Raw genomic sequence first — 22,933 nt, forward strand, 5'->3', positions numbered from 1 at the left:
GTTTACCCTCCTAATCCGGCAGCTAAGTTGAGCGCGTTCCTGGCACGATCGCCAAATTGTGGATCGATCTGCAATGCTTTTTGAGAACTCGTTTGCGCCTGATTACCCAACGCTTGCACCTGATTACCCAACGCGGCTTCGATCGCGGCAGCTCGGTCGTATAGGCTAGCATTGCGGATACCTGTGGCGATCGCCTCTTGAATCACCTGCTGCGCCTGTTGGGTCTGTCCATGTGCCAAGAGTGCTCCGGCGTAAGTGCTCAGCGTTTCGGCATCGCGGCGGATTTTGATTTCAGCTTGCATTAGAGAAACCGCTTCAGGAATATCCTGTGGGTTGCCACGCTCTAGCAGCAGATGAGCCAAGTCGCGCCGATGCCCGAAGGCCGAGCCTGTTGCCTCTTGCCCGGTGGTCAGGGTTTGTCGTAGCAGAGATTCGGCTTGCGTCCAGAGGGCTTGAGCCTGGGTATCGTTGCCTTGCAGTTTTTGGATACGGGCTTGCCCTCGCAGAACCAGCGGATCAAAAGCTCTAGGCGTCCCCCTAGAAGTAGCTAGAATTTCGGCATAGTGGCGATCGGCTGCACCATAGTCTCCTTGACGAATTTTGAGCTGCGCCAGATTCATCAGCGCCAGCGGCAAACCAGGCTGGATGCGCAGAGCTTCACGGTACAGGGCTTCGGCTAACTCCAGATTGCCCCGCTCGTAGTAAAATCGCCCCAGCAGAGTCCGGGTGCGGGCTGAGGCAGTCAATTCTCCGGGTTCTTCGCTGGCGATCGCATCCTGAAAGTTCTGCAAAGCTTCTGTATCTTTGCCCTCAGCCGTCTTGACCAGCGCCCGCAAAGTCAGAGCGCTCACGCTGGGTAGGCGATCGACTAATTGATCAGCCGCCTGACTTGCCAGGTCTAACTTGCCCGTTGCCAGATTAGAAGTCACCTGGATGCCGATTGAATCTTTGTGATCGGGCACCTGAGCCGCCAGATTTAGCGCACCCGTAAAGTCGTGCTTTGCTTCCGCCACTCGCGCCAGCAGCATCAGCGCTTCAGGATTGCCATAGGGCAGACTTGCGAGAGATTGCTGAGCAGATTGTTCTGCCAACAAATACCAATTTCCTTCGCCCGTGACTTTTGCCATCTGGATATAGGCAGTTGCCAGAGAAGATAGGCTCAAGGCACTCATGGGATCTCGACGCAGCCGCTCCTGGTACAGAGCGATTTCTTGCTCAATTCGCCCGATCGGGTTCTCCATCCGTTCAGCCGATTCAAAATAGCGATAGCGATAGGGTTCAGCTTCTTTGTTCCAAACACGGCTGATCACAGCGTCCAGACTCGACTGAAAATTAGACTGCGTGGCAACTAGAACGATAGAAGCGATCGGCAAGCCTAGCAGCATAGTGAGCCAGAACGGGCTAGACCGACGCGGAAAAAAAAGCTGTTTCATAGATGGCTCAGATTCATTTTGGACTCTAGATTTTGGATTTTGGAACGAATCTAAAGTTCAAAATCCAAAATTTCTAGACAGCTAGCGAAGTGCTACGGCAGCCGCCAAGGCTCTTATGGCAACCGCCAAGGCGGTTAGGACAGGGAGATTTATGGTGGGGCGCGAAGCGCCCCACCATAAATCTCTTAAGCAAACTGGCGACAGCTATAGTTCAGTGTTGCTGTTAGTTCGGCGTTGCCAAATAGGGGAAACTGCTCAGGGGCTGCTGATGACCTTGTCCAGGGTTGCCAGGAGTGCCTTCGTAGGAAACGTTGTCTGTGGTGACAGCACCGTTACTCAGAATAGATAGTTCTGCGTCAATCACATCGTCCTTCAGCATTCTTCCTCGGATGGGTGCGCCTAAAGCATTAAGGGCATTAGCAAATCCGCTGGGGCCAGTAGTGTCAATGCGCATGACATCCGGTAGAAGTGCTCTCAGCAAAGCGCTAGTTCGGGCATCGCTGTTGCCCAGCGCCTTCAAGGTTCCTCTAGCTTCGGTAATCACCCTACCGACTGCGCCGTTGGTAACTCGCGTAGGCTGCGCTCGGTTAAATGCCGCTAGATTGGTTTGGCTCAGGATCAGCGCTTCGTTGATACCGGGACGACCAAATTGCTCCATTTGCTCGAACCTTCCAGTTCTAGTGTTGGGAATAGCGATCGTCGTCCAAGCATCAAATGTGGTCGCTGATGTGCCGCCTTGGAGGAGGCGACGAGGAACGCGCACTACGATCGAGTTGACGTTGTAGTCTTTCGTGAAGTCTTGAGCGGTTTCAGGGCTACGGAAGCCAACGCTAGGCCCTAGCCCTGCCAAACCTGCCCGCACGCGGAAGAACTGATCTACGTCAAAAAAGAAGGGATCTTCTCGCAATCCGGCAAAAACGCCAATTGTTGCGCCACCGAGCCTGACTTGATTGAGGATCGGGGTGCCAGCCGCGGTAATGGGCGTCGTAACAATTGCTCCTCCAGTAGTGGTTTGAGCCACCGTTCTGGATTTGTTGCCCTCAATTAGGGTCAGGCTCAGCCGTTGCTGAAAGCTGCTGGTAGGCTGAGAAAAGGTAAATCGCAGGGTGACATTGGGAGTAGCCGTAGGAATCGAATCATTGTTTCCAACACGGGACAGCTTGAGATCATACTGCGCCTGAGTGCTGAAAAAATACTGCTGACGGGCAAGCGATCGCGGATTAGTATTAATTACAAAAATCAGATCGTTCGCATCAGCGCTCGGATTCTGGTCAATTTCACGAAATGCATACAGATCGGTTAGGCTCAGAGCGCGGCTGCGGGTGTCAATGTCACCATCATCGTGATCGGAGGCTTGCATCGCGGGGGGTTTAACGGCAGTTGCCGTCAGACCCAATGCCACCAAAGCTACTGTCAGGGCCGAGGCGGTCAGCCCTAGCTTCACTTTGCTCCCTGAGAGGCGCACTCGTTGGAATAGGGAACGCCCTGTGGCGATCGAAATATTTCGTTTTGGCTGAGTCGCCATCTCTGTTGTCTCCTTCAAACTGGGGATTGCAATCCATTCACTCTAATCGGCACCCAGACCCATAACGGGTTTCTAAGCAATTTCAAGGAGATAAACGAACGCTGTTGTAAAAGCATACGGTAATCCCCCCCGGTCGGATTGCAATGAGCTGATGATCTGGGTAACACCCACTCTCATCGTTGAGCTGACTCTAGAGACTCAAGATGTATCCCCGTCAGCTTTAACTCTCTTTTGTTACTACCATGAGAGAGAAATAGTATAAGGCGACTCAAACTGACTCCAGGATTGGGATTGGGAGAATGCGAAAGGTATCCATACAATCCATCAACTGATGGAGTCCATGCTCAAGTCCAGGGATGGGAAAAACCTGTAACCAAACCTCTAGCCACCCCCAGCCACTGTAGGGTTGCAGCAGTAATCTCAAATTGTTCAAGGCACTCTTCCAAGTGGTTCCTCGTTCCCAGTGCGGATGCTGAGTAAAGGGTAAGGGCGATGCTGCGGGTGTTGAATCATCAAGATTGCACTGCTGTTGCGCAATAGATTCATCAGCATGGAGACTCACCACTTAATCAATTTAATCCGGTTGTTCATCCCCTCAACGACTCCACTGGTCGTGCGACTTACAGCAGTTTTTAGATGAATAAGCCACAGTGAGCGAACCAACCCAGGGCATCATCATCGGAAAAAGACTCATTGATAATCTGGGTTAACGCTTGATCAAGTGCTTCTTTGGTTCGAGCTTTAGCCGATCGCAGAAGCTGCTTGAGTTTTGACCAACATAATTCAATGGGTGAAAGGTCGGGGGAGTAAGGAGGCAAGAACACAACTTTTGCTCCGACTGCTTCGATTGCCTCTTGAATGACCGTAGCATGATGAACGGGTAAGTTATCCATGACAATAATGGCTCCGACCCATAATTGAGGAATCAGAATCTCTTGGATGTAAAATAAGAACACGTCGGTGTTGACGCTGCCAACGACACTCAGGGTGGCAATTAACCCATCGATACTCATGCCCCCAATTAACGAGATGTTCTGCCCCCCCTTGCCAGGAGCCTCACTGTCATGCAAGCGTTCACCAATGGGGGCGCGACCATACAAGCGGGTCATTGCCGGATGGATACCCGTCTCATCAATGAATACCAAGTTGCGGGGGTCGATGGTGAAACTCCACAGGCGATAAGCAAACCGCAGATCCTTGAACCGTTGTGTCTCTTGTTGAGCCGCAATCAGTGTTTTTTTGACGCTGAGCTTGAGTTTGCACACCGCTTGTTGCATCGTTGATAGGCTCACCTCTATCCCAGTTTGTCCAGCAAAGCGTTCACACAACTCTTTGAGGTAAAGCATCCGGTTGAGCCGTGACTAAGGCTTCGACGATGAGCAACTGCTCTTTTCCCAACTTGGCAACGGCTCCCCCAGGCAGCTTAGGCTGCACTGTACCTGTTTGACGATGGTGTCGTCTCAGATCTCTGATGAAAGACAAGCTCACCTTAAAGCGTTCTGCCAGTTGCCGTTGTGAGCCTTCTTTAATTGGGTTTCATCTACGACTTCATATGCAGCGATAATTCGTTGTCGTAAATCGATAGATAAGGGAGCAGGCATCAGTGGATATTCTCTACCTGGCTAGGATGACTTAGCCTACCAAATATGTGGCTTACTCATTCAACAACCGCTGTAGGTTTGCAGGGACGCTACCCCAGCAGTGGGTATGTTCTCAAACTAAGGGGAATCCTTGCATTCCGAATCATAGTCCCAAGCGATAGTGCCAATTTTTGGACATTAATTCTTTAAACCAAAATTCTGAGGAGCTAATTTCTCCCCAAAGCCTGAAACGCCCAAATCTCGTAGAATTGGACATTAATTCTTTAAAGTGGACAAATAATTCTTTAAAGGACAAAAAGACAACAGAAAGACATGGAGAATAGGAGATTCGAACTCCTGACCTCTGCGGTGCGATCGCAGCGTGGTACCACTCCACTAATTCCCCGTATTCGCCATTTTAGCAGGACAGTTGCAGCATCAGCATTCAACGTCATGTCGTGCCTTATGCCGCTAATTTCTGCCCATAGACTGCTCGGATGCGATCGAATTCTAATTCTGATAGATAATCTACCGCCCAATTAGACTGACGCTGCATCATGTGAAATGGATAAGAATTTGCGACGCCAACAACCTGCATTCCTGCCTGCTTAGCCGCCTGAATGCCTGCTGGAGTGTCCTCGATCGCCAAACATTCTTGGGGCTTGAGGCGTAGCTCAGGGTAATATTCGTTAAGCCGATCGACCCCTAATAGATAGCCCTCTGGGTCGGGTTTACTGCCTTGAATATCGTCCCCCGATACCACCACAGGAAAGTATTGAGCTAAATCAACCCGATTGAGAACGAGATCAATTTCTGAGCGCACGGCACCGCTGACGATCGCCATGGGCATTTGCGCCGCCCGGATCTGGAAAATCAGATCGGCTAAGCCAGGATAGATCGGCAATTTGTCGATTTCCGCTAGCTGTTGCTGGTAAGAGCGAGACTTACGGACAATTAGACCCGTAATGTAGTCCTCCGTCACTACTCTGCCGCGACTCGCCAACAAATCTTTGAGACAGGCGCGATCGCTTCGCCCCAAGCAAAGCTGCCGAAATTCTCCGGCTTTGGGGCGCAGGTTCTCTTCCAGCATGATTTGTTCAATCAGCTTTTGATGCAATGGCTCATCGTTAATGATGACTCCGTTGAAATCAAATAAAACTGCCTTAAGAGCCATAGAGTGCGATCGCTTCCGTGAGCCTTGTCCGAGAGCCTATAAAATAGAGCCTGTGCAACGCTATCATAGCGTTCCTCTCAAAACAGTTTCTAGTCTGCGGACGCGCTAAATTCCTTTTACACTAAAGGCAGTCTACTTACAGCAATTTTCGATTGCATAAACCACAGTTATTTTGTAGAAGCCTTGCGGAGTGAAGCTTCTACAAGAATAACCCACACTTAACCAAGCGCAAAGCGCTGTAATGATGTTAATAACGGGGATCTAGGGGGTGAAATATGGCGGACTACATAAACTTAGATACCTTGATTGCCATCATGCTAGCTGTCAGCCTCAGTGCGGCAGCGGGTTTTCGAGTGTTTGTTCCTTTGCTTGTGCTGAGCGGTGCGGCGGTGATTGGGCATGTCGATCTGCCTGCCGATTTTGACTGGATTGAGACTCAGCCCGCTCTGATTTTGTTTGCCGCAGCCTGTCTACTAGAGATTGGCGGCTACTATATTCCTTGGGTCGATCACCTGCTCGATCTAGTTTCTACCCCTGCTGCCATTATTGCCGGAACCGTGATGACTGCATCCCTGGCTCCTGAGATGAATCCTTTGGTACAGTGGACTTTGGCGCTGGCGGCAGGAGGCGGAACAGCAGGCGTCACCAAAGGGCTGATGAACATCTTCCGGGCAACCTCGACGGCAACCTCTGGTGGCATAGCCAACCCCATTTTTTCGACCTTCGAGCTAATCGCTGCTGCCGGTTTGTCTGTGCTAGCCCTAACCGTCCCTCTGGCGGCAGGTCTTGCCGTCATGCTGATTTTGACGATCGCCATTCGTCAGCTTTGGCGATTGGCGGCTCGTTTCCAGCCTAGCGCCACCCCTGAGCCGCCTGTGTCATAAGTTAAGCGTTTCTGGTTTTAGGTATAAATTTTTTGAGAGGGAAGCTTTGCTCCCCCCTCAAAAAAATTTATACCCAGATTCAGAACGAACTATCCCTGTGCAAACCAATCAATCAACTGCCGCGCAATGCTCAGCTTTGAGGGCACCTGCGGCAAGCTACCCCTATGGAACCAGGCAGCTTCGGCAATCTCGCGAGGATCGATAACGATCTCACCGCCCGCATAGGTCGCCGTGAAGCCAATCATGAGCGAGTTGGGAAACGGCCAGGGCTGAGAGCCAAAATAGCGAATGTCTTTGACCTCAACTCCGACTTCTTCTCGTACCTCTCGCGCCACCGTCTCTTCAAGCGATTCTCCAGGCTCCACAAATCCTGCCAGGACGCTATACATTGTGGGGGCAAATCGCGGGGCACGCGCCAGCAGCACCTCTTCACCGCGTGAAACCAGCACAATAATGGCAGGCGAAAGACGGGGATAGTTGACCAATCCGCAGTTGGGACAGCGTTTCGCTCGATCCTGCGGTATCTGTACAGTCGGCGTAGCGCAATGACCACAGTATTGATGCGTTCTATCCCATTCTTTGATCTGTATTGCCCGACCGCCCACCGCAAATAGATCGTCTTCTAGCACACCATAGAGTTCGCGCAGGGGAATTAGCCCCATGCCGTCAGGTGGCACCGCGTCATCAGGTAGCTCCACCTCATAGCAAGGGTGATCGTCCAAAGTACCGAGAAACTGCGATCGCACAGGCTGCAATCCAATTTCGCTCAGGTTCCTCAAGCAAGGGATGTGCGGTTTTTCTGCCGCCACCTGCTTCACCAAAAGCTGATTGCCAACAAATGCAAACCACCAGGCGGGCTGATTTTGCTCGGCTGGTGGAGTTGCGGAGGGAATGAAGGGGCGATCGCGGCAGAAGAACGGGTGCATAGAGAACGTGCAAGACAAATTAGGTTAGACAATCTAAATAGTGCCATACCCCTACACAGCCACACTGCCTCTAAGATTAAGGGCAAAATATTTAATCTAAATAAAAAACATGGTTGACTTACACAAAAAATACATATTAAATATGGCTTATAAGCTCAGTTTATATTCAACTCTTTACCCCCAGGAGTACAGACCGTGGGAACTTTTTCCTCAACACGATCACCTCTTTTCACACCCGCCCCCCAAATCATGAGCAAAGCAATGAGCAGAACTATGAGCAAAGCATCTGGAGCTTCACCGCACTATGAGGCAAATTTAGCGATCGTCACGGATGAGATTCTGCCTTACCAAGTTGGACGCATCAGTTTTTTATCGTCTTGGTGGCCTGCCCTATGTCCTCAAAATGTCCATATCTCTGAGGGTACGGTGGTTAGAGTTGTGGGTAGAAGTGGGATCACGCTCTTAGTTGAGCCAATTTTCTTGGAGCCAGCCGCGAAGCTCTAGCTCCAGAATCTTGCTCATTGCCGATCGCCCCCTAAAAATTTGCTATGAATGCCAATTCTCTGCCCAAGGTTCGCTACCTTCGCTCTGTTGCACCCCTTCCCCCTGACAAAAGTTATTCCAAAATCCTCATTCATGTTTTTCATCTCTACGGCAATTACATGAGGAATAAATGCATAAAAAATGTATCTTTAAATCATCGCTTGTGTAAATGCCCTAGATCTATAATCTTGGCGCAAACCAAAAAGCTTGTATAAAGATTGTGGAACAAGGCATATAAAATTTGTGCCTTGCATAATATAAGATTGGGGGTCTAACACCTAAAATATTCGGCAAAGGAACGGTTGTATGGCGACTGACAAGAGAACATTGAAGAAAAAGCGATTGAACTTAGATCTCACGCCTGAAGCCTACGAGCTGCTGCAAAAACTGGCGGACGACTCCGGCAAGAATATGGCAGAAATTTTGCGAACCGGGTTAGCTCTCTACGGCATTGCTCAGGAAGAGGGCAAAAAGGGACGGAGCCTCGGCATTGTTGAGGACGACAAGGTGATCAAGCAAATCGTCACAACTTAATCGTCACAGCTTAATCGTCACAAATTAACAGCCTCGCCCTCCGAAGGTTTTTAATGCTGATCTACTAAAGCTGGTTAAGCTGAATCCAGAGATCGTGAGTCAGTTGAATGTATGCCTTGAGCTTCAGAATTTGCTCATGTAGGTTGTCTAGCTCTAAGGGAAACTCAGCAGTAATCCAGTTACCCAATTCGCCATTGGTCATGGTGTCAATCAGGTGTAGCGTTTCATCCCTATAGACATTAAGCTGTGTCTTAAACAAGGCACAGTTTTTTTTAAAGGCAAGCGCCATGTTCTGAATTTTGTCGTATTGGCTCAAGGCAGAAGCAGAAGAGCGATCGCGGTATTCCCATTCCAAGGCAGTCTCTAACAGCTCGATCGCTTCTTGCCAGTTTCCCAAGCCTTCTTCTACGTCTAGAAATCGGTAGTTCAAATCCCCTCGAATTTCATCTGCCCGTCGCCGCATTTCTGAGAAAGCTTCAGAATCAAACTGCTCTCCATCAGGACGGCTGGACAAATCTCGGTTAAACCTGGGAGCACAGGGAATGACGCTTGCCCCTCGATCTTGCAAAGCAGTTCGGTTTGCATCGCTGAATCCCAAATTTTCCCAAAATTTAGTTTCTGTGACGATCGCCTCCTCCAATAAAATCCCGCTGAGATCGGCACCATTCAAATCAGCCCCGCTGAGATCGGAATGCTGCAAATTAACATCGCTCATATAGGAGCGTTTGAACATGGCATTTTCAAGATTGGCGAAACGGAAGTTTGCGCGGAGTAGGTTTGCGCCAATCCAATCGGCATGACTCAAGTTTGCCTTCGTAAAGTTTGCTCCCACCAGGTAGGCGCGGTTAAGTCGGGTGTGGCTTAGATTAGCTTCCTGTAGGTTGGCATCACTCAGATTAACGCGCAGTAAGATAGCGTCCTGCAAGTTTGCCCGCGTTAAATCTACAAAGATTAATCGGGCACCGCTTAGGTTGGCTCCCTGGAGGTTCGCTGAGCTGAGATTGGCACCGCTCAAATTTATGCCGCTCAGATCTGCATTGCTGAGATCTGCATTTTGAAGCTGAGTACAGGACAGATTAGCATGACTAAGATTGGCACCGCTTAAGATGGCGTGTTCCAGATCGGCACCCCGTAAACTGACTCCGGTGAGCTGGGCATGACTCAAATTTGCTCTCTTCAGGCTGCTGCGCCTCAAAATAGCACCGCGCAATTGAGCTGCTCTCAAGTCTGCGCCGCTTAGGTCGGTGCCGCTCAGATCTGCCCCTGAGAGAAAAGCGCCTTTGAGGTCAGCATTCTGCAATAGCGCATTAACCAGGTTTACCTGTCGCAGTTTGGCATCGCAGAGGCTGGCGTTACAGAGGTCGGCATGGTGCAAGTCGCTCCCGCGTAAGTTTGCTTTTGTCAGAATAGCTTGGCGAAAGTTCACGCCGCGCAACACCGCATTATTGAGCTGAGCCGCATAGAGGGTCGCTTGCTGAAGAATGGTACCTGAGAGGTCTGCGCGTTCTAGCAAAGCTCCATTGAGATTGGCTCCCGTCAAGTTTGCGCCACCCAGATTTGCACCCTGCAATTGGGCACCTTGCAAATTGACTCCCTGCAACTGGGCATGAATGAGAACTGCGCCCCGCAAATCAATTTCCTGCAAATCAAGATGCCGTAGGTCTGCACCGATATAGTTTCCATAAGGTTGAAATCTTCTTCTCTCTAAAGAGGTAAGCAGAATATTTTCAACAGGCACATTCTGTATTTCATTCAACTGTCCTCTGTTATATAAATCTATAAGTCGATTTATTCCAGATTGAGAACCTTCTAAGACAAGTCTGACAGTCCTTGATTGTACTTTTTCTAAATCCATATTCGCCTCTTCTATGGTTCCAATAGTGTCATGTCAGCATCTCCTGATATTTTACGAAGATGAGCAACCATGGCTTCAACTAACGAGCGGTCATCACGGTTAATCGTTGCCGTAACCACCACAGTTAATCTAGTTGGTGCTTCTGTCTTATAGTTTATGTTTCTATGAAGAACAGGAATGAAGTGTCCTGAAAGATTTTCTAATTGAATTTCTACACAACCGGCTTCATGTGCCTTCTCAATATCGCTGCAATCTGCCCCTATTGCTTTGTAAAATCCAGTAGAAAATGCGATTGCAGCTTTGTCTCCTATTTCCTGGCTCATTCCAACAACGTAAGGAATATATTGAGCAATGGCTTTTGCCTGAATCTCTGAATGACATGTGTTCAAGACAACGCATTTTACATGTTTAGATGCCAGTTTGAATAGGCTTGCTAAAGCGTCTAATTGAACGGTCTGCACTTTTCCCAATCTATCCTCGATACAAAGCTCACCCGAACTCATACCATGCCCAGAAAAGTGAACTATGTGTGGGCTGAAAGCAAGAATTGCTTGAGTAATGTCACCTGAACGGATAGCCTCACGGGACTCTAGGATAATTTCGTTCCTCAAGCAAGCCATCTGTAGCTTTTCACGAATTTCCCGGAGTTCCTGCCCTACACGTAACCGAACCTTATCACTTGGATCTGAGGATAAAAATAGGATCTTGGTTTGATTAAGGGCTTCCATTTTTGAATTATGAGGAATAGCTTCAAGGCTTTCAGACCTGATCGTTTTAGTCTTTACTCCTACATTTGCCCAAAGCAGTTGCTGAGCCTACCACTAATTAAAGATGCACTTTAATTAGTGTAATATCTAGGCTACCATAACTGTCCATAGAAATACATATGCAAATATCTGACTAAAAAATAGATGATAAATTGATTAAGCTACTGTTTTTTATAATTAAGTGTCTAAAAAATAGACAAATTACTCCAAGGAGCAAAGTTCATGACTGAGGACGCGATCGACGAGTTGCAATACACACAGCAGCAGCAGCGCTACTGGGAGCAGTTACGACAAGAGCTAGAGCGCTATAAAGCTGACCTAGGGGCAACCCATACAGAGATAGCCCAATGTCTTGGCATTAGCCGCCAGCCGTTAGTAGTTTTTATGCAGGACTCAAGCCAAGGATTGCCGATTCAGCGATCGAATCTGGTGCGGCTATGGGATCTCCTGACAGAGCCAACGCGCTTCCGCAAAAAATACTCGCCAGAAGAGCGATCGAATCGAGCCGCTCTGAGACAGCAAGGAGCCAATGCCTTATTAAAAGCAGCAGGATTTCTTCCAGACGTGAACGAACAGTCGTTAGAAATTCATTCCAATCGCCATCAGCAAATTCAGCGCTTGGTATCGAGGTTGTCGAATTTGCCTGTTTCAGATTTTGCGGATTTCATCACGTTAACCGATTTTTTAGAAACCTTTGTAACTAACTCTTTTCCCGGTCGATATAAAACTGCGCTAGAAGAAACCCAAATTTTGGATAGCGATGCTGACTCTAGCTCAATCGATCGCGTAGATTACTGGATCAAGAAAAATCATCTGCCTAACATTCCCGATCCAGTTGTTAAAGATAAATTGCAAGGCGCACTTTCTCGGCTAGCTATTTCGGGAAAATCTAAGCTAAATAATGCTGAATTTTTTGAGCTGTATATGTCGATCGCTGAAAATGAGCGGTTGACTAATCATGTTGATAAATTCCTCAAAATGCGGATCACGCAGTGTCAATTTACAACATTGACTTTTTCAGTCCAATCCTATCTCTCTGCCGAAGAAGACAGCCTCATTTGGCAGGATTTTTGTGAGGCAAGTCTGGCTGTAGAGCAATGTCTTCGCCCACAAATTCATGAGAGAAGCGACCTAGAGGATTCTGTTGCCGAACCTGTGATTGAAAGCTCGATTACCTGCAATTTTAGAGAAGCCAAGCAGGACGTTCGCTGGCGCTACAGCTCTTCTACAACCCATTTTGAAACGATGCTGGCGGCGATCGGTCGAGGAATGGGCTATGATTCTGAGCTGGAAATGGTGGATTTCTCTATCCGAACTTTGGGTCACAAAGACTATAGTTTGATTCGCGCTTCTTCCGCATTTCGACCCATTCATTCCACTAATCCTACTGACTACAAGTCTTACCAGAGCGTTTGGATCGATCGCAGCGCTATTTTTGGCATCCTGCAATCTACCATTCTTGCCGTTAGAGGCTGGCTCTCCGAAAACTTTCCAGATGAATCTAGTTGCCGCACCTACTGTGAAACTTGCCAAATTGTTTCTAGCATTAATGACAGCCTCATCAAAGGGAAAAGTTTTTTGAATGGCTATCGTATTCATCAGGCAGCCTATTCCGGTAGATTGTCAACTAGCGATTATCTGGAAAAAGAAGTAATTGAGAAAATTAAAGGGTTAAAAGAAGGTGTATTTAAGCAATATCCAAAATTGCAAGACTGTTATGAATCCGATTTAGATCGCAAGTATTGTGTGGCTAAACTGGCTTGCGCTCACTCTGCTTTAGTTGAAGGCAATATGATCACAGCATCGCGCTTGCTGCTAGAAGTTGAGGATTTTCTTGAGAGCCTTGATTTTCAAAAAAGTTCCAAGGAAAACAAACACCTTCTCAAGATTTCCTATGCGATCGAGCTGAACTTGCAATGCTTTTACCGAGGCGATTCAGTAATCTTTTCAAATCATCAAAAATGGCGTACTGAACTGCAAAATTTCCTCAGTCAGCTCAGCACTTATATTGATGATTGCAATCAAAATTCAGGACAATTTGCTTCTGATACTTATATGAATGTCTCAGAGCTATACGGGCGACTGGCTCGTCTCAATTTCTGCTGCTGCAACGCCGATGAAATTGAGGACTTAGAATCTGCGGTCAGGTATTCTCTGATGGCGGCGTACTGTTCGGCTAAAACGGGTCATCAGCACCGAACGGCACACTGGATTAGCAACGCGGGTCGAACCTGTGTGCGTTTGGGCGAGGGCGATCGCGCTAAAGGATTTGCCGATCTTGCCGATCGGATTATTAGCCGTGCTAGTGAGCCGACCCATAGCCCAGAATATCAGGAAGCCATTCGGGCTGAGGTCAATATTGCCAGAGGAGAACGCCTTTTGTTGATTGAAAAAGACCCTGCGAGAGCGCTGAACTACTTTTTGCGATCGCTCAAAGGCTCCATCTATATTGGCTTTGTTCGATTAATTGCCGATAATTTGTATGACATTGCGCGAGCTTCTAAAGACTTAGGTAACTATCGGATTAAAAAGTCTTTTTCATCGGCATTTGGCAAGAGTGACCCTAAAACAAATTGGCTTTTGAACGAAGATAATCAGAGCTGGCAGGAAAATAAAATTGCGGCAGAAGTGATTCAGTTCATCAACAAAATTGATAAAGAAGAGGACTGGAGTTTCGTTTCAATTCAGTTTAAAGAACAAGCGCAGAAAATCTGGCGTGGTCTGGCAAATTTCAATGATCCAAGCAACAGCTTGCCCCATCCTCTTGAAGCACAAATGGAGGCAGAGGAGTTTCTCAACCGAGTGAAATGATCGCCTAATCCGATCGCCGCCTTTCTGATCTGAGAATCGTGACAATCAGCCACACGCCCAGCAAGCTTGCAACTGCAAAGAAAATATTGCCAATCAGCTGAAGTTGTGGAGTTTGTTGCCCGGTAGAAATAATTGCCGCTCCAATGATCAGCGCTGCCACAACCGTACTAGAAGACCGACGATTGGCAGCCTGATCGATCGATCGCCGCATAGCATTCAGGTCTTGTAGGGTAATGTTAAGCCGCAGCGTTTCAGATGTGAGTCGGTTGAGCAAAAAACCAACCTGACGCGGTGAGTCTAGCGAAAGCTGCTTAAACTCCAGCGCCGTGCGAAGAAGCGATCGCATCGGATCATCTCCCACAAGCTGCCTTTGGAAGAGATCGGTCATCAATGGGCGAATCTCATCGACAATATTGACCGAAGAATCAAACCCTCGACCCGTGCCCTCCAAATTGGCGATCGATTTGGTTAACAGCCCAATGTTGCTGGGCAGCCGCAGATTGTTGAGGCGGGCAGCTTCCAGGATTTTGCCAAAGACTTCACCAATGTTGATATTGGACAAGCTGAGGTCATAGTATTGGCGCAGAAGGCGATCGTAATCGGATTGCAGCCGCAGTAGATTAATCGGCTGGCTCATATCCATGGGTTCGGCAAGCTGTAGAGTCAGCTGGGCGCAGCGATCGGGATCGGCATCAATAATAGCCAGCACCAGTTCTACCATTACCGACTGGGTGCGGTGATCAAGTGTCCCCATCATGCCGCAATCTAGGATACCCACACGCCCATCGTGCAGATAGAATAGATTGCCGGGATGGGGATCGGCGTGGAAAAAGCCGTCGATCAAGTATTGCTGAAGAAAAGCCCTGAAGAGCAGCGTCGTAAAGGCATGACGCTCTGCCTCAATATCGCCGCTATAGTTCGCGCCTGTCATCTTGGCATTCAGGAGAGGCACGCCGTCTAACCATTGCAAAATCAAGAACTTTTTGCTGGAGGAGTAGACTTCTGGAACGACGATCTGATGGGGATTAAACCAGCGGCTGTTCGCCAGGGTTTTACGGAGGCGATCGGTATACTGGGCTTCCAGAGTAAAGTCAAGCTCGCTTAGCAGCGAATTGCTGAACTCGTCTGCCAGAGCCACCACGTTATAGCGCTTGCCAAACTTGGTGGGCGAGAGCAAGGTGGCAATTTGCTTAAACACGGCAATATCCCGCGCCACGATCGTCTCAATTCCAGGACGCTGAATCTTGACGGCGGCTCTCTGACCGTTCTTCAACACCGCTTCATGGGTCTGGGCAATGGAACCCGCAGCGATCGCCTGCGGATTAATGCTCTCAAACTTTTCCTCTAGAGAGATATCCTGGCGAAGCTGAAATTCAATCTCTGACCAATCAACAGGCGGCACGTTTGTTTGCAGATTGCTCAGCGCTTCAATATAGGAAGCAGGCAGCAAATCAGGACGAGTGCTTAGGAGCTGCCCTAGCTTGACGTATGCAGGACCCAAGTCCACTAAGATATTGCGCAGCACTTCTGGGGCAGGGACTTCCGGCTCATCCCCTTTGCCAATGGTCAAGAGCTGGCGCATATAGTCCCAGCCGTGCCGAATCAGCACTTCGATAATTTCGCGTTGTCGAACAACGGGGGTGAGGAGAGGAGGCATACAAAGATATGGAAAGGGTTCTATCTTGATCCTACAAACAAAAAATCAGTGGTGCCGTTTAGAACACCACTGAGCTTATCTATGGCTGTCGCCAGTTTGCTTAGAAGATTTTTGGTGGGGCGCGGAGCGCCCCACCAAAAATCTTCCCGCCCTAACCGCCTTGGCGGTTGCTACAGGTCAATCCCTAAATGAAAAACAAGCCGACGCTGATGACTTGATGAATAGACCTGTTGCAAACTAGGTGGGGTAGATCTACTGATTCCTTTTGATGGGGATCGCCCCCCTCAAAAAAATATTGCCCGATTGAGCAGTGGGAACAAGCCTTCAGAGCGAGCAGCTTAGTCTAGAAAGCCCATCAAAGGTTCACTTTCATTAATATCGTTAGAGGCGATCGGGCGACCACCAGGCAAACCTGAGGTTTCCATCAGCCGAGGATCGCTAACCATCACCGGACGACCGCCAGGTAAACTCAGGTCTTCCCGAATGGCAAGCTCGCTGGCAAATATCGGGCGATGACCGGGCAACGCATAGCTAGCAATGTGTAAATGACTAGCAGAAATCGGGCGATTATTAAAATACAGACCGTAAACTTCTAGATCATCAGAAGGCATATGAGAAAGCCCTGAAGCTTCCAGTTCCCCCGGTGCATCGACATGTAATGCCATTCCAGATTCGCTTCGCCCGTTGGCTTCAGGCTTCTCAGTCACCTTCTCGGCAGGTTTGTCGGCAAGCTCTAGCTTTCCTACTTTTGGCTGTGATGCTTCGTCGCTAGCGCTCTTGTCTTGTACCACCATCTCTTCCTCCTGTTCAACTGCGTTATCTGACGGACGATCGCCAAGGGTGACAGCAAGTTGCTGCCGCACTAACCTGACGACCCGCCCTGGCGACCCGATGCAAGCTCATTTAGCTAATATCTCACTTAGCCTCAATGCTTGTGGCATCGACAACTTTGCGTAATGCCTGATTGTTAATCTTGTTAAGTTAAATTTCAGATCAACTCTGAATATTAGAGTGGCATCTGGCAGTATTATACGCGGAAACGTGCCTGACCCATCTGGGAGGAAACTCGCTAAACGATAGGTATCTTTTAAGAATTTGATTAGGTTTACTGAAGGATATAGCTCAGGGAGCTTTGGCTGCTTGATCGGCTAGGACGATCAAGCATGGCTGATTTTGCGAGATGGGTTAGACATTAGCCGTGACGCATCAAAGCCCGAAAGTAGTGCCCGGAAGCGATGCCTAGAGGCAGCCCAGAAGCAGTACGTTACGCTGCGCTAACGGCATCCTACGCGAAATTTCACGTTAATCAATCCGCGATCAGCCCTGAAATGCCTGATAGAGATAGTAGGTTGCCATCGGAATAATGGTTGCCAGCGCCAGTAAAACCACCACCACTACGGTTGCACTCCGATCGTCTGTGTCTTCAGCCTTAGCGAAGGTGCCCTCAATGCTAGTTGTGTCTTGCACAATAGGAGCGCCCGGATCAGGCTGACCTGCGAGGATCGTGCCCAGGCGATCGCTGGCATCTAGAAACGCCTGATTGTACTTGTTGCCGTTGCGCAGAGGTGCCATCATCGTTTCTTGGGCAACGCTTTCAGCCGTTTCGTCGGGCAGCAGCTCTTTGACGGCTTCGCCTGTGCGAATCGCAGTCGTGTTGGTCACGTTGTCTAAAACGACTAGCACCTGGTTTGCCTGAACTTCTGGCGTAGGAAACCATTTTTTGAACAAGGCTTCTGTGAAGGTGGCGATCGTTTCACCGTAGTCCAAACGGTGAATCGTGACTAGCCGCACCTCTTTATCAGTCGTTTCAGCAAGTTCTGCCAGCTCGGTATTCAGCTGCTTTTGAGTCAGGCGGCTCATCACCCCTGCCTGATCCACAATCCAGGTGGGCGTGCCAGCGCCAATGTTGGGCATACTGTACACTCCGGTCGCGTTGGCAGGGAGGCTGCCTGCCATCCAAAGTTGAATCGCCAAAGCCCATGCTGCCACAGGCAAAATTAGAGAACGGAACCCACCGATAATTTGACCTAGGCGCTGCATCATGCTCCGCATTCCTTAGTGCTTCTTTTCAAAATATTACAGGTGAATGCAATCAGATGAGAAGCAATGATTTATTTTTATTAAAGCATTTTATTTTTGCGACAGATTTCCCTGAACTTTGCCCAAAAAAAGCGCGACAATTGCCGCGCTCATACTTCAGGATGTCAACCTCAAACTTGCTTGTGAAATTTGCACTAACCCGTATTTCTCATGCCCGCCGCAATGCCGTTAATAGTCAGCAGCGCACCGCGCAAAAGCTCTCCTCTGCTGTAGCGCGATCGAATCGCTCCCGACGAGGCGCTGTTCTTGTGCTGGCGCAGCCGCTTGATGAGCGAGACTTGTAGAAACCCTAGGGGAACGATCGTGCTGTTGCGCAGCAAAACCGATCGCTGTAGGTCTGGATCACCATCTAGCAAGCGCTTGTGTCCAGCAATCTTCAGGACAAGCTCACGGGTAAGATTATATTCGGCAATGATTTGCTCAAACACGCCCTCCATCCGCTGCCGATCTTCTGACTGAGCCAATTCGCTGACATAGTGGTGTGCCATATTCAAATCGACTTTAGAGAGGGTCATCTCACACTTCGAGATCACCATGCGGAAGAACGGCCATTTGTAGTAGAAGTAGCGCAGCAGCTTCAGGTTTTCCTGAGGCTCTTCCTCTAGGAAACTTTGAATCGCGGTACCTACTCCATACCAAGAGGGCAGCAGCACCCGCGTCTGCGTCCAGCTAAATACCCAGGGGATCGCTCGCAGGCTGGTAATGTCTTTCTTGGCTCCGCTCCGCCGCGCTGGACGCGAGCTAATTTGCAGCTGGCTAATTTCTTCGATCGGCGTGACTTGCAGGAAAAAATCCAGGAAGTCTGGCTGCTCATAGATCAGATTGCGGTAGTGCGAACGCGATCGCGCTGCCAGCTCCTCCATGATTTCGTGCCAAGGCTGAATGTTGTCAAAGCCGCTGTGCAGCAGACTAGCTTGCAGCACGGCGGTAGTAACAGTTTCCAGGTTATAGAGCGCCAGCTCCGGCAGGTTGTACTTAGAAGCCAAGACTTCGCCCTGCTCAGTGATTTTGATCCGGCCGTCAATACTGCGTCCGGGCTGTGCCAGAATTGCTGCGTAAGCTGGCCCGCCGCCGCGACCCACCGATCCACCTCGTCCGTGGAAGATGCGCAGGGCAACGCCATACTGCTCAGCGATTGCCTGAAGCGACTGCTGCGCCTTGTGAATTTCCCAGTTGCTGCTGAGGAAGCCAGAGTCTTTGTTGCTGTCAGAATAGCCCAACATCACTTCCTGTAAGGGCTGGGTAGACTCATCTGTATCAGTCTGCTCCCCAAGACCTTGAGCCAGCAGCTTGCGGTAAAGCGGCAGCTCAAACAGTTCGCGCATGACGGCAGGAGCGCGCTGCAAGTCTTCCACCGTTTCAAACAGAGGCACTACCTTAATATTGCCTACTCCTGTCAAGGGGTCATACAATCCGGCTTCCTTAGCCAGCAGCAGTACCTCTAGCAAATCGCTGGCGGTTCTGCTCATGCTGATGATGTAAGTGTGGCAGATACCTTGCCCAAACTCCTGCTGCAACCGCCTCAGCATTCGGAATGTCTCGATCGCCTCGTTGGTTTTTTCCGAGAAGGACAGCTCGGACGGAATCAGCGGGCGACGGGTTTGCAGTTCTGTGGAGAGCCAGAGCGATCGCTGCGCTTCGGTCAGGTCGTCGTAGGGGCAGTGCATCACCTGCATATACTCAATCACCTCGTTGAGAGTGTCTGAGTGGCGAGTGCTTTCTTGCCGAATATCAAGATGCGCTAGGTTAAAGCCGTAGATCTCAACCTGGCAGATCAGATTTTCTAGATCCTTGCAGCTCAGCCCAGTTTCCTTAAGGTTATGGTGGATGAGCTGAAGTTCAGTCATGAACTCATCGCCCGATCGATACACTAGATTCGGATCAGCATCGGGCAGATTGCCCTGAGCATAATCGCCTTCGTAGAGTTCCAGACTGCGATCGAGGGTGTTTTCTAGCCGTTTCTGGATGTATGCCAACTTCAGTCGGTAAGGCTCCTGACGGTAGCGAATGGCGAGCGAATCATAAATATCTGGCATCTGCGCCTGATCTTGCTCTAAAGACTCCAACAGCCCCGGCAGCACATCGCTCCAGTGCAGTGACAGGCTCAAAAGCGTGGTCAGATGCTTCACAGAGTGAATATATTTGCGTAACACCAAGTTCCGCTGGTAGCACGCCGTTTTCCAGGTGATTTCGGGCGTGACCGAGGGGTTGCCATCGCGATCGGAACCCACCCAAGAGCCGAAGCTGCAAAAGTCGTGCTTGGGAGGACGCAGCAGCGGATAGGTGCTTTTCAAAGCCCGACAGAAGCGATGATAAAGCTGCGGGATCACGTCAAACAGTACTTCCTGGAAGTAGTGTAGGGTGAAGTCTACTTCGTCTAAAACCGTGGGCTTAAACTGGTGTAGCTCATCAGTTCTCCACCAAAGCCTAATCTCTTCCGTCAGTTGATCCTTTAAGTCTTCAGCTTCCCAAGAAGAGCTGAGACCGAGGGATTGCAAGCTCTCCTCAACCTGGTCAATCTGGCGCAAGATTTTTGCAATGCGGCGCTGCTTGTCTCGAATGGTGTGACGCACAATCTCAGTTGGATGTGCCGTAAACACCATCTGCACATCTAGGTTGTCAATGAGATGCTGAATCTTCTGGGGTGGCACATTTAGCTTTTGCAGCTTGGGGAAGAGCGTTTGTAGGGTGTTGGCTTGTGGGTTGCCAGGGGAATCTTGCAGGCTCTTCTTCAGTAGTTCAACCTGTGGCGAGTCTTCAGGCTCATCGGTATTCAGGGGGTGAGTCGCGTCAAATACTGAGGAACCCGCTACCGGGGCAACCTGCTCGTAGGCAGCGCGATATTGCTGCTGCTGGCCCCGCTGTTCGTAGTGTTGTTCAACAATGTTGATCAGCTGAAAGTAGAGAGCAAAAGCGCGAGCCGCCCGAATTGCCTCATTCAAATCCAGCCCTTCGACCACCTTTAGAGCCTCTAGCTCCGTCTTTTCAGGTGCCTGTCCTTCTGGAGTGTAGATAGAGCGCAGTTGCCCTAGCAAATCAACCAACTGCTGACCGCACTCCTGGTGAAGCACCAGCTCCCATAAGTCTTCTACAATTCTGAGGCGATGACGCAAGAACAAATCAGAGGTAGAGGCTGGCGCTTCCTCGCGGGTTTTTTCCTCTGTTGCCGTACCGGAGCGGGAAGCGTCGTCTGAGGATTGAAGGGTTGAACTCATAGTCTGCCTTGGCAAGATTATCTTGATAATTCTATGATTTTTACTCGGTTAAAACTGCACTCTGGCAGTTTTGCGTTCTCAAGCTTTCTTAAATAGTGGCTGTTAAGTAGAACATATACTACTGATACGACTGACTACAAGTTAAGACTGGCTACAAACTAAGATTGAGAGGTTTGACCTCGGATAAGCCCACGGCGGCATGATTAAAAATAACTTTTAAACTTACAAAGATTTAACTCATGTTCATAGAAAGCTTGTTTTGTTAGGTTATTTAATCTACTGAATTTCAAGAGTTTCAGATGTTGAACTGTTTTGTTCTGTATTAATTATCACAATTCATCAGGCGATCGAACAGAGCCTTCTTTGTGAACTAAAAATGAATCAAAAAATATGTCAAGAAGCTGGGTACAACAAGTTTTTTGTCGAAACATACGACTTGAAAGTTTAAGAGGGTTGTATGAATCCTGACCTTGAGCCTGTCTTGGCTTACTCCTACAGCGAACCTCTACTGGAATCTCCGCCAGATATGGAAATATGGGGACGATCAATCGATCGCAGCTATCAGGATTTGGGCGATCGCCATCAGCTGCATCAGTTGCTTCAAGACTGCCGCACGCGACCCGGAGCCTATGTGCTGGTGCGACAGTTGGCGGAGCTAGGCGATTCAGTGTCAGACGTGAGCGATCGCCTCAGCGAATTGGAAGCGCTGCATATCCATCTTATTGTTTTGGATGAAAAGATGGGTTCCGAGGAGTGGCTCAAGCGATCGGACTTGTTGAAGCTGCTACAAGTCTTGCAAAATAGTCAGCATAGCCAGATTTTGCGGCGCGGTCATGCCCGTAACCGGATCAAGGCTTTGCCGCCGCCTGGAAAAGCCCCCTATGGCTATCGTCGGGGCAAAGACCGCTATGCCCTCGATCGCAGTACGGCTCCAATTGTCAAAGATTTCTTTGAGCATTTCTTGCTGTACGGCTCCTTGCGGGGCAGCGTTCGCTATCTTCAAAAGAAGTACAGCAAAAAAATTTCGGTTTCCACGGGCAAGCGCTGGCTGACTAGCACGGTCTATCGCGGCGATTTGGTCTACCACAATGGCGATGTTGTTCAAGACACCCATACGCCGATTCTCTCTAGGGATGAGGCAGCTCAGATCGATCGCCTTATCCGCCGCAATCGACGAATGCCGCCGCGTGCGGCTAGCGCGCCTCGTTCGCTCTCAGGGCTAGTGATTTGCGGCACCTGCCAGTCGCCCATGAAAGTGAGCCGAGTTACGACTCCGCGACGGAAACAGGAGTATCTTTATTTGCGTCCTGTGGCTTGTCTAGGCTCTGCTGAGCATAGCCCAATTCATCCTGAGTTGAGCAAGAATTCTGAGTTGAGCAAGAATGCTGAGTTAAGCAAGAATGCTGAGTTCAAAAACAAGTGCAAAAAGTTGAGTAAATGTAAAGCGATCGCCTATGCCCAAATTTTGGACTGCACGATTCAACAAATCTGCCGAGAGCTGCCCCTTGCCGTTGCCGGAATGACTATGCCTGATATGGAAGGAATTAAGCAGGGAATCATGGCTCAAGTTACTGCCAAGCAAGCCATTATCGAGCAGTTGCCTGAGCTAGTTACGAACGGCATTTTGGATCGCGAGACTGCCGACCTGCGCCTATACAAGCTGCGGACTGAAATGGCGACGCTGCAAGCTCAGTTAGCTCGGCTACCGCCCATTAGCCTGAAGGCGATCGCTCAGGCAGTTTCTATTCCGCAGTTTTGGCTGGATCTATCTGAATCAGAGCGACGATTTTACTTCCGGGAATTTATCCAGCAAATTCAAATTTTGCGGCAGGGCGAAGCATGGCAGGTCAAGTTAGTGTTCATCTTTTAGCTGCTAAAAATCTTGGGGCTTAAAATTTGGGTACGGGTATGCATGTAATGATTTTTTAT

Annotated in this window: 18 protein-coding genes and 1 tRNA gene; 5 read left to right on the forward strand and 14 right to left on the reverse strand. The window is 49.3% G+C overall.

Annotated elements, in window-relative coordinates; all coding sequences use genetic code 11:
• Positions 1-2 precede the first annotated feature (2 nt).
• From AC5JMP_RS05695 to AC5JMP_RS05725, 7 genes are all read right to left on the reverse strand, one after another.
• Entirely contained in the window at positions 3-1,433 is a 1,431-nt protein-coding gene (locus AC5JMP_RS05695) for a tetratricopeptide repeat protein (protein WP_495850476.1), read from the reverse strand.
• 223 nt (positions 1,434-1,656) lie between these two features.
• Positions 1,657-2,958 carry a DUF4331 family protein gene (locus AC5JMP_RS05700; protein ID WP_495850477.1) on the reverse strand — a complete coding sequence of 434 codons (1,302 nt, stop codon included), beginning with the start codon at positions 2,956-2,958 and terminating at the stop codon, positions 1,657-1,659.
• A 268-nt stretch (positions 2,959-3,226) separates the two neighbouring features.
• Complete coding sequence (locus tag AC5JMP_RS05705) at positions 3,227-3,520, reverse strand: hypothetical protein (RefSeq protein WP_495850478.1); 294 nt, start codon at positions 3,518-3,520, stop codon at positions 3,227-3,229.
• Between the two features lie 70 nt (positions 3,521-3,590).
• Positions 3,591-4,304, reverse strand: a complete 714-nt coding sequence (locus AC5JMP_RS05710; RefSeq protein WP_495850479.1) for an IS630 family transposase — start codon at positions 4,302-4,304, stop codon at positions 3,591-3,593.
• The gene (locus AC5JMP_RS05715) at positions 4,279-4,440 is read right to left on the reverse strand and encodes a hypothetical protein (RefSeq protein ID WP_495850480.1); all 162 of its coding nucleotides are present in this window, start codon (positions 4,438-4,440) and stop codon (positions 4,279-4,281) included. Before AC5JMP_RS05715 ends, AC5JMP_RS05710 begins: the two co-directional genes overlap by 26 nt.
• Positions 4,441-4,872: 432 nt before the next feature.
• Positions 4,873-4,944 (reverse strand) — tRNA-Ala (locus AC5JMP_RS05720).
• A gap of 57 nt (positions 4,945-5,001) precedes the next feature.
• Complete coding sequence (locus AC5JMP_RS05725; RefSeq protein ID WP_495850481.1) at positions 5,002-5,712, reverse strand: HAD family hydrolase; 711 nt, start codon at positions 5,710-5,712, stop codon at positions 5,002-5,004.
• Between the two features lie 275 nt (positions 5,713-5,987).
• Between AC5JMP_RS05725 and AC5JMP_RS05730 the strand changes: the two genes are divergently transcribed.
• Positions 5,988-6,596, forward strand: a complete 609-nt coding sequence (locus AC5JMP_RS05730; RefSeq protein ID WP_495850482.1) for a DUF4126 domain-containing protein — start codon at positions 5,988-5,990, stop codon at positions 6,594-6,596.
• An 89-nt stretch (positions 6,597-6,685) separates the two neighbouring features.
• Here AC5JMP_RS05730 and nudC read toward each other — a convergent pair whose 3' ends face one another.
• Positions 6,686-7,522 (reverse strand): NAD(+) diphosphatase, encoded by an 837-nt coding sequence (gene nudC, locus AC5JMP_RS05735; RefSeq protein WP_495850483.1) that lies wholly within the window; start codon positions 7,520-7,522, stop codon positions 6,686-6,688.
• 273 nt (positions 7,523-7,795) lie between these two features.
• Between nudC and AC5JMP_RS05740 the strand changes: the two genes are divergently transcribed.
• The gene (locus AC5JMP_RS05740) at positions 7,796-8,026 is read left to right on the forward strand and encodes an NfeD family protein (RefSeq protein WP_495850484.1); all 231 of its coding nucleotides are present in this window, start codon (positions 7,796-7,798) and stop codon (positions 8,024-8,026) included.
• A gap of 345 nt (positions 8,027-8,371) precedes the next feature.
• Entirely contained in the window at positions 8,372-8,599 is a 228-nt protein-coding gene (locus AC5JMP_RS05745; RefSeq protein ID WP_495850485.1) for a ribbon-helix-helix protein, CopG family, read from the forward strand.
• A gap of 64 nt (positions 8,600-8,663) precedes the next feature.
• Here AC5JMP_RS05745 and AC5JMP_RS05750 read toward each other — a convergent pair whose 3' ends face one another.
• Entirely contained in the window at positions 8,664-10,454 is a 1,791-nt protein-coding gene (locus AC5JMP_RS05750) for a pentapeptide repeat-containing protein (RefSeq protein WP_495850486.1), read from the reverse strand.
• A gap of 11 nt (positions 10,455-10,465) precedes the next feature.
• Positions 10,466-11,182 carry a CHAT domain-containing protein gene (locus tag AC5JMP_RS05755; protein WP_495850487.1) on the reverse strand — a complete coding sequence of 239 codons (717 nt, stop codon included), beginning with the start codon at positions 11,180-11,182 and terminating at the stop codon, positions 10,466-10,468.
• Between the two features lie 261 nt (positions 11,183-11,443).
• Between AC5JMP_RS05755 and AC5JMP_RS05760 the strand changes: the two genes are divergently transcribed.
• A complete protein-coding gene (locus AC5JMP_RS05760; protein ID WP_495850488.1) occupies positions 11,444-14,032 on the forward strand; it encodes a hypothetical protein in 2,589 nt (862 codons plus the stop codon).
• A 4-nt stretch (positions 14,033-14,036) separates the two neighbouring features.
• Here AC5JMP_RS05760 and AC5JMP_RS05765 read toward each other — a convergent pair whose 3' ends face one another.
• The 4 genes from AC5JMP_RS05765 to ppc all read right to left on the reverse strand — a co-directional run bounded on the left by AC5JMP_RS05765 (position 14,037) and on the right by ppc (position 21,004).
• Positions 14,037-15,689 carry an ABC1 kinase family protein gene (locus AC5JMP_RS05765; RefSeq protein WP_495850489.1) on the reverse strand — a complete coding sequence of 551 codons (1,653 nt, stop codon included), beginning with the start codon at positions 15,687-15,689 and terminating at the stop codon, positions 14,037-14,039.
• A gap of 338 nt (positions 15,690-16,027) precedes the next feature.
• Positions 16,028-16,552: a hypothetical protein gene (locus AC5JMP_RS05770; protein WP_495850490.1), complete on the reverse strand. Its 525-nt coding sequence runs from the start codon at positions 16,550-16,552 to the stop codon at positions 16,028-16,030.
• A gap of 454 nt (positions 16,553-17,006) precedes the next feature.
• On the reverse strand, positions 17,007-17,732 hold the full coding sequence (gene psb32, locus AC5JMP_RS05775; RefSeq protein ID WP_495850491.1) for a photosystem II repair protein Psb32: 726 nt from the start codon (positions 17,730-17,732) through the stop codon (positions 17,007-17,009).
• Between the two features lie 191 nt (positions 17,733-17,923).
• Positions 17,924-21,004: a phosphoenolpyruvate carboxylase gene (ppc, locus tag AC5JMP_RS05780; RefSeq protein WP_495850492.1), complete on the reverse strand. Its 3,081-nt coding sequence runs from the start codon at positions 21,002-21,004 to the stop codon at positions 17,924-17,926.
• 457 nt (positions 21,005-21,461) lie between these two features.
• On the opposite strand from ppc, the gene AC5JMP_RS05785 reads away from it, so the two are divergent.
• Positions 21,462-22,874: a recombinase family protein gene (locus AC5JMP_RS05785; RefSeq protein WP_495850493.1), complete on the forward strand. Its 1,413-nt coding sequence runs from the start codon at positions 21,462-21,464 to the stop codon at positions 22,872-22,874.
• Positions 22,875-22,933 lie beyond the last annotated feature (59 nt).

Source organism: Drouetiella sp., from assembly GCF_059504425.1.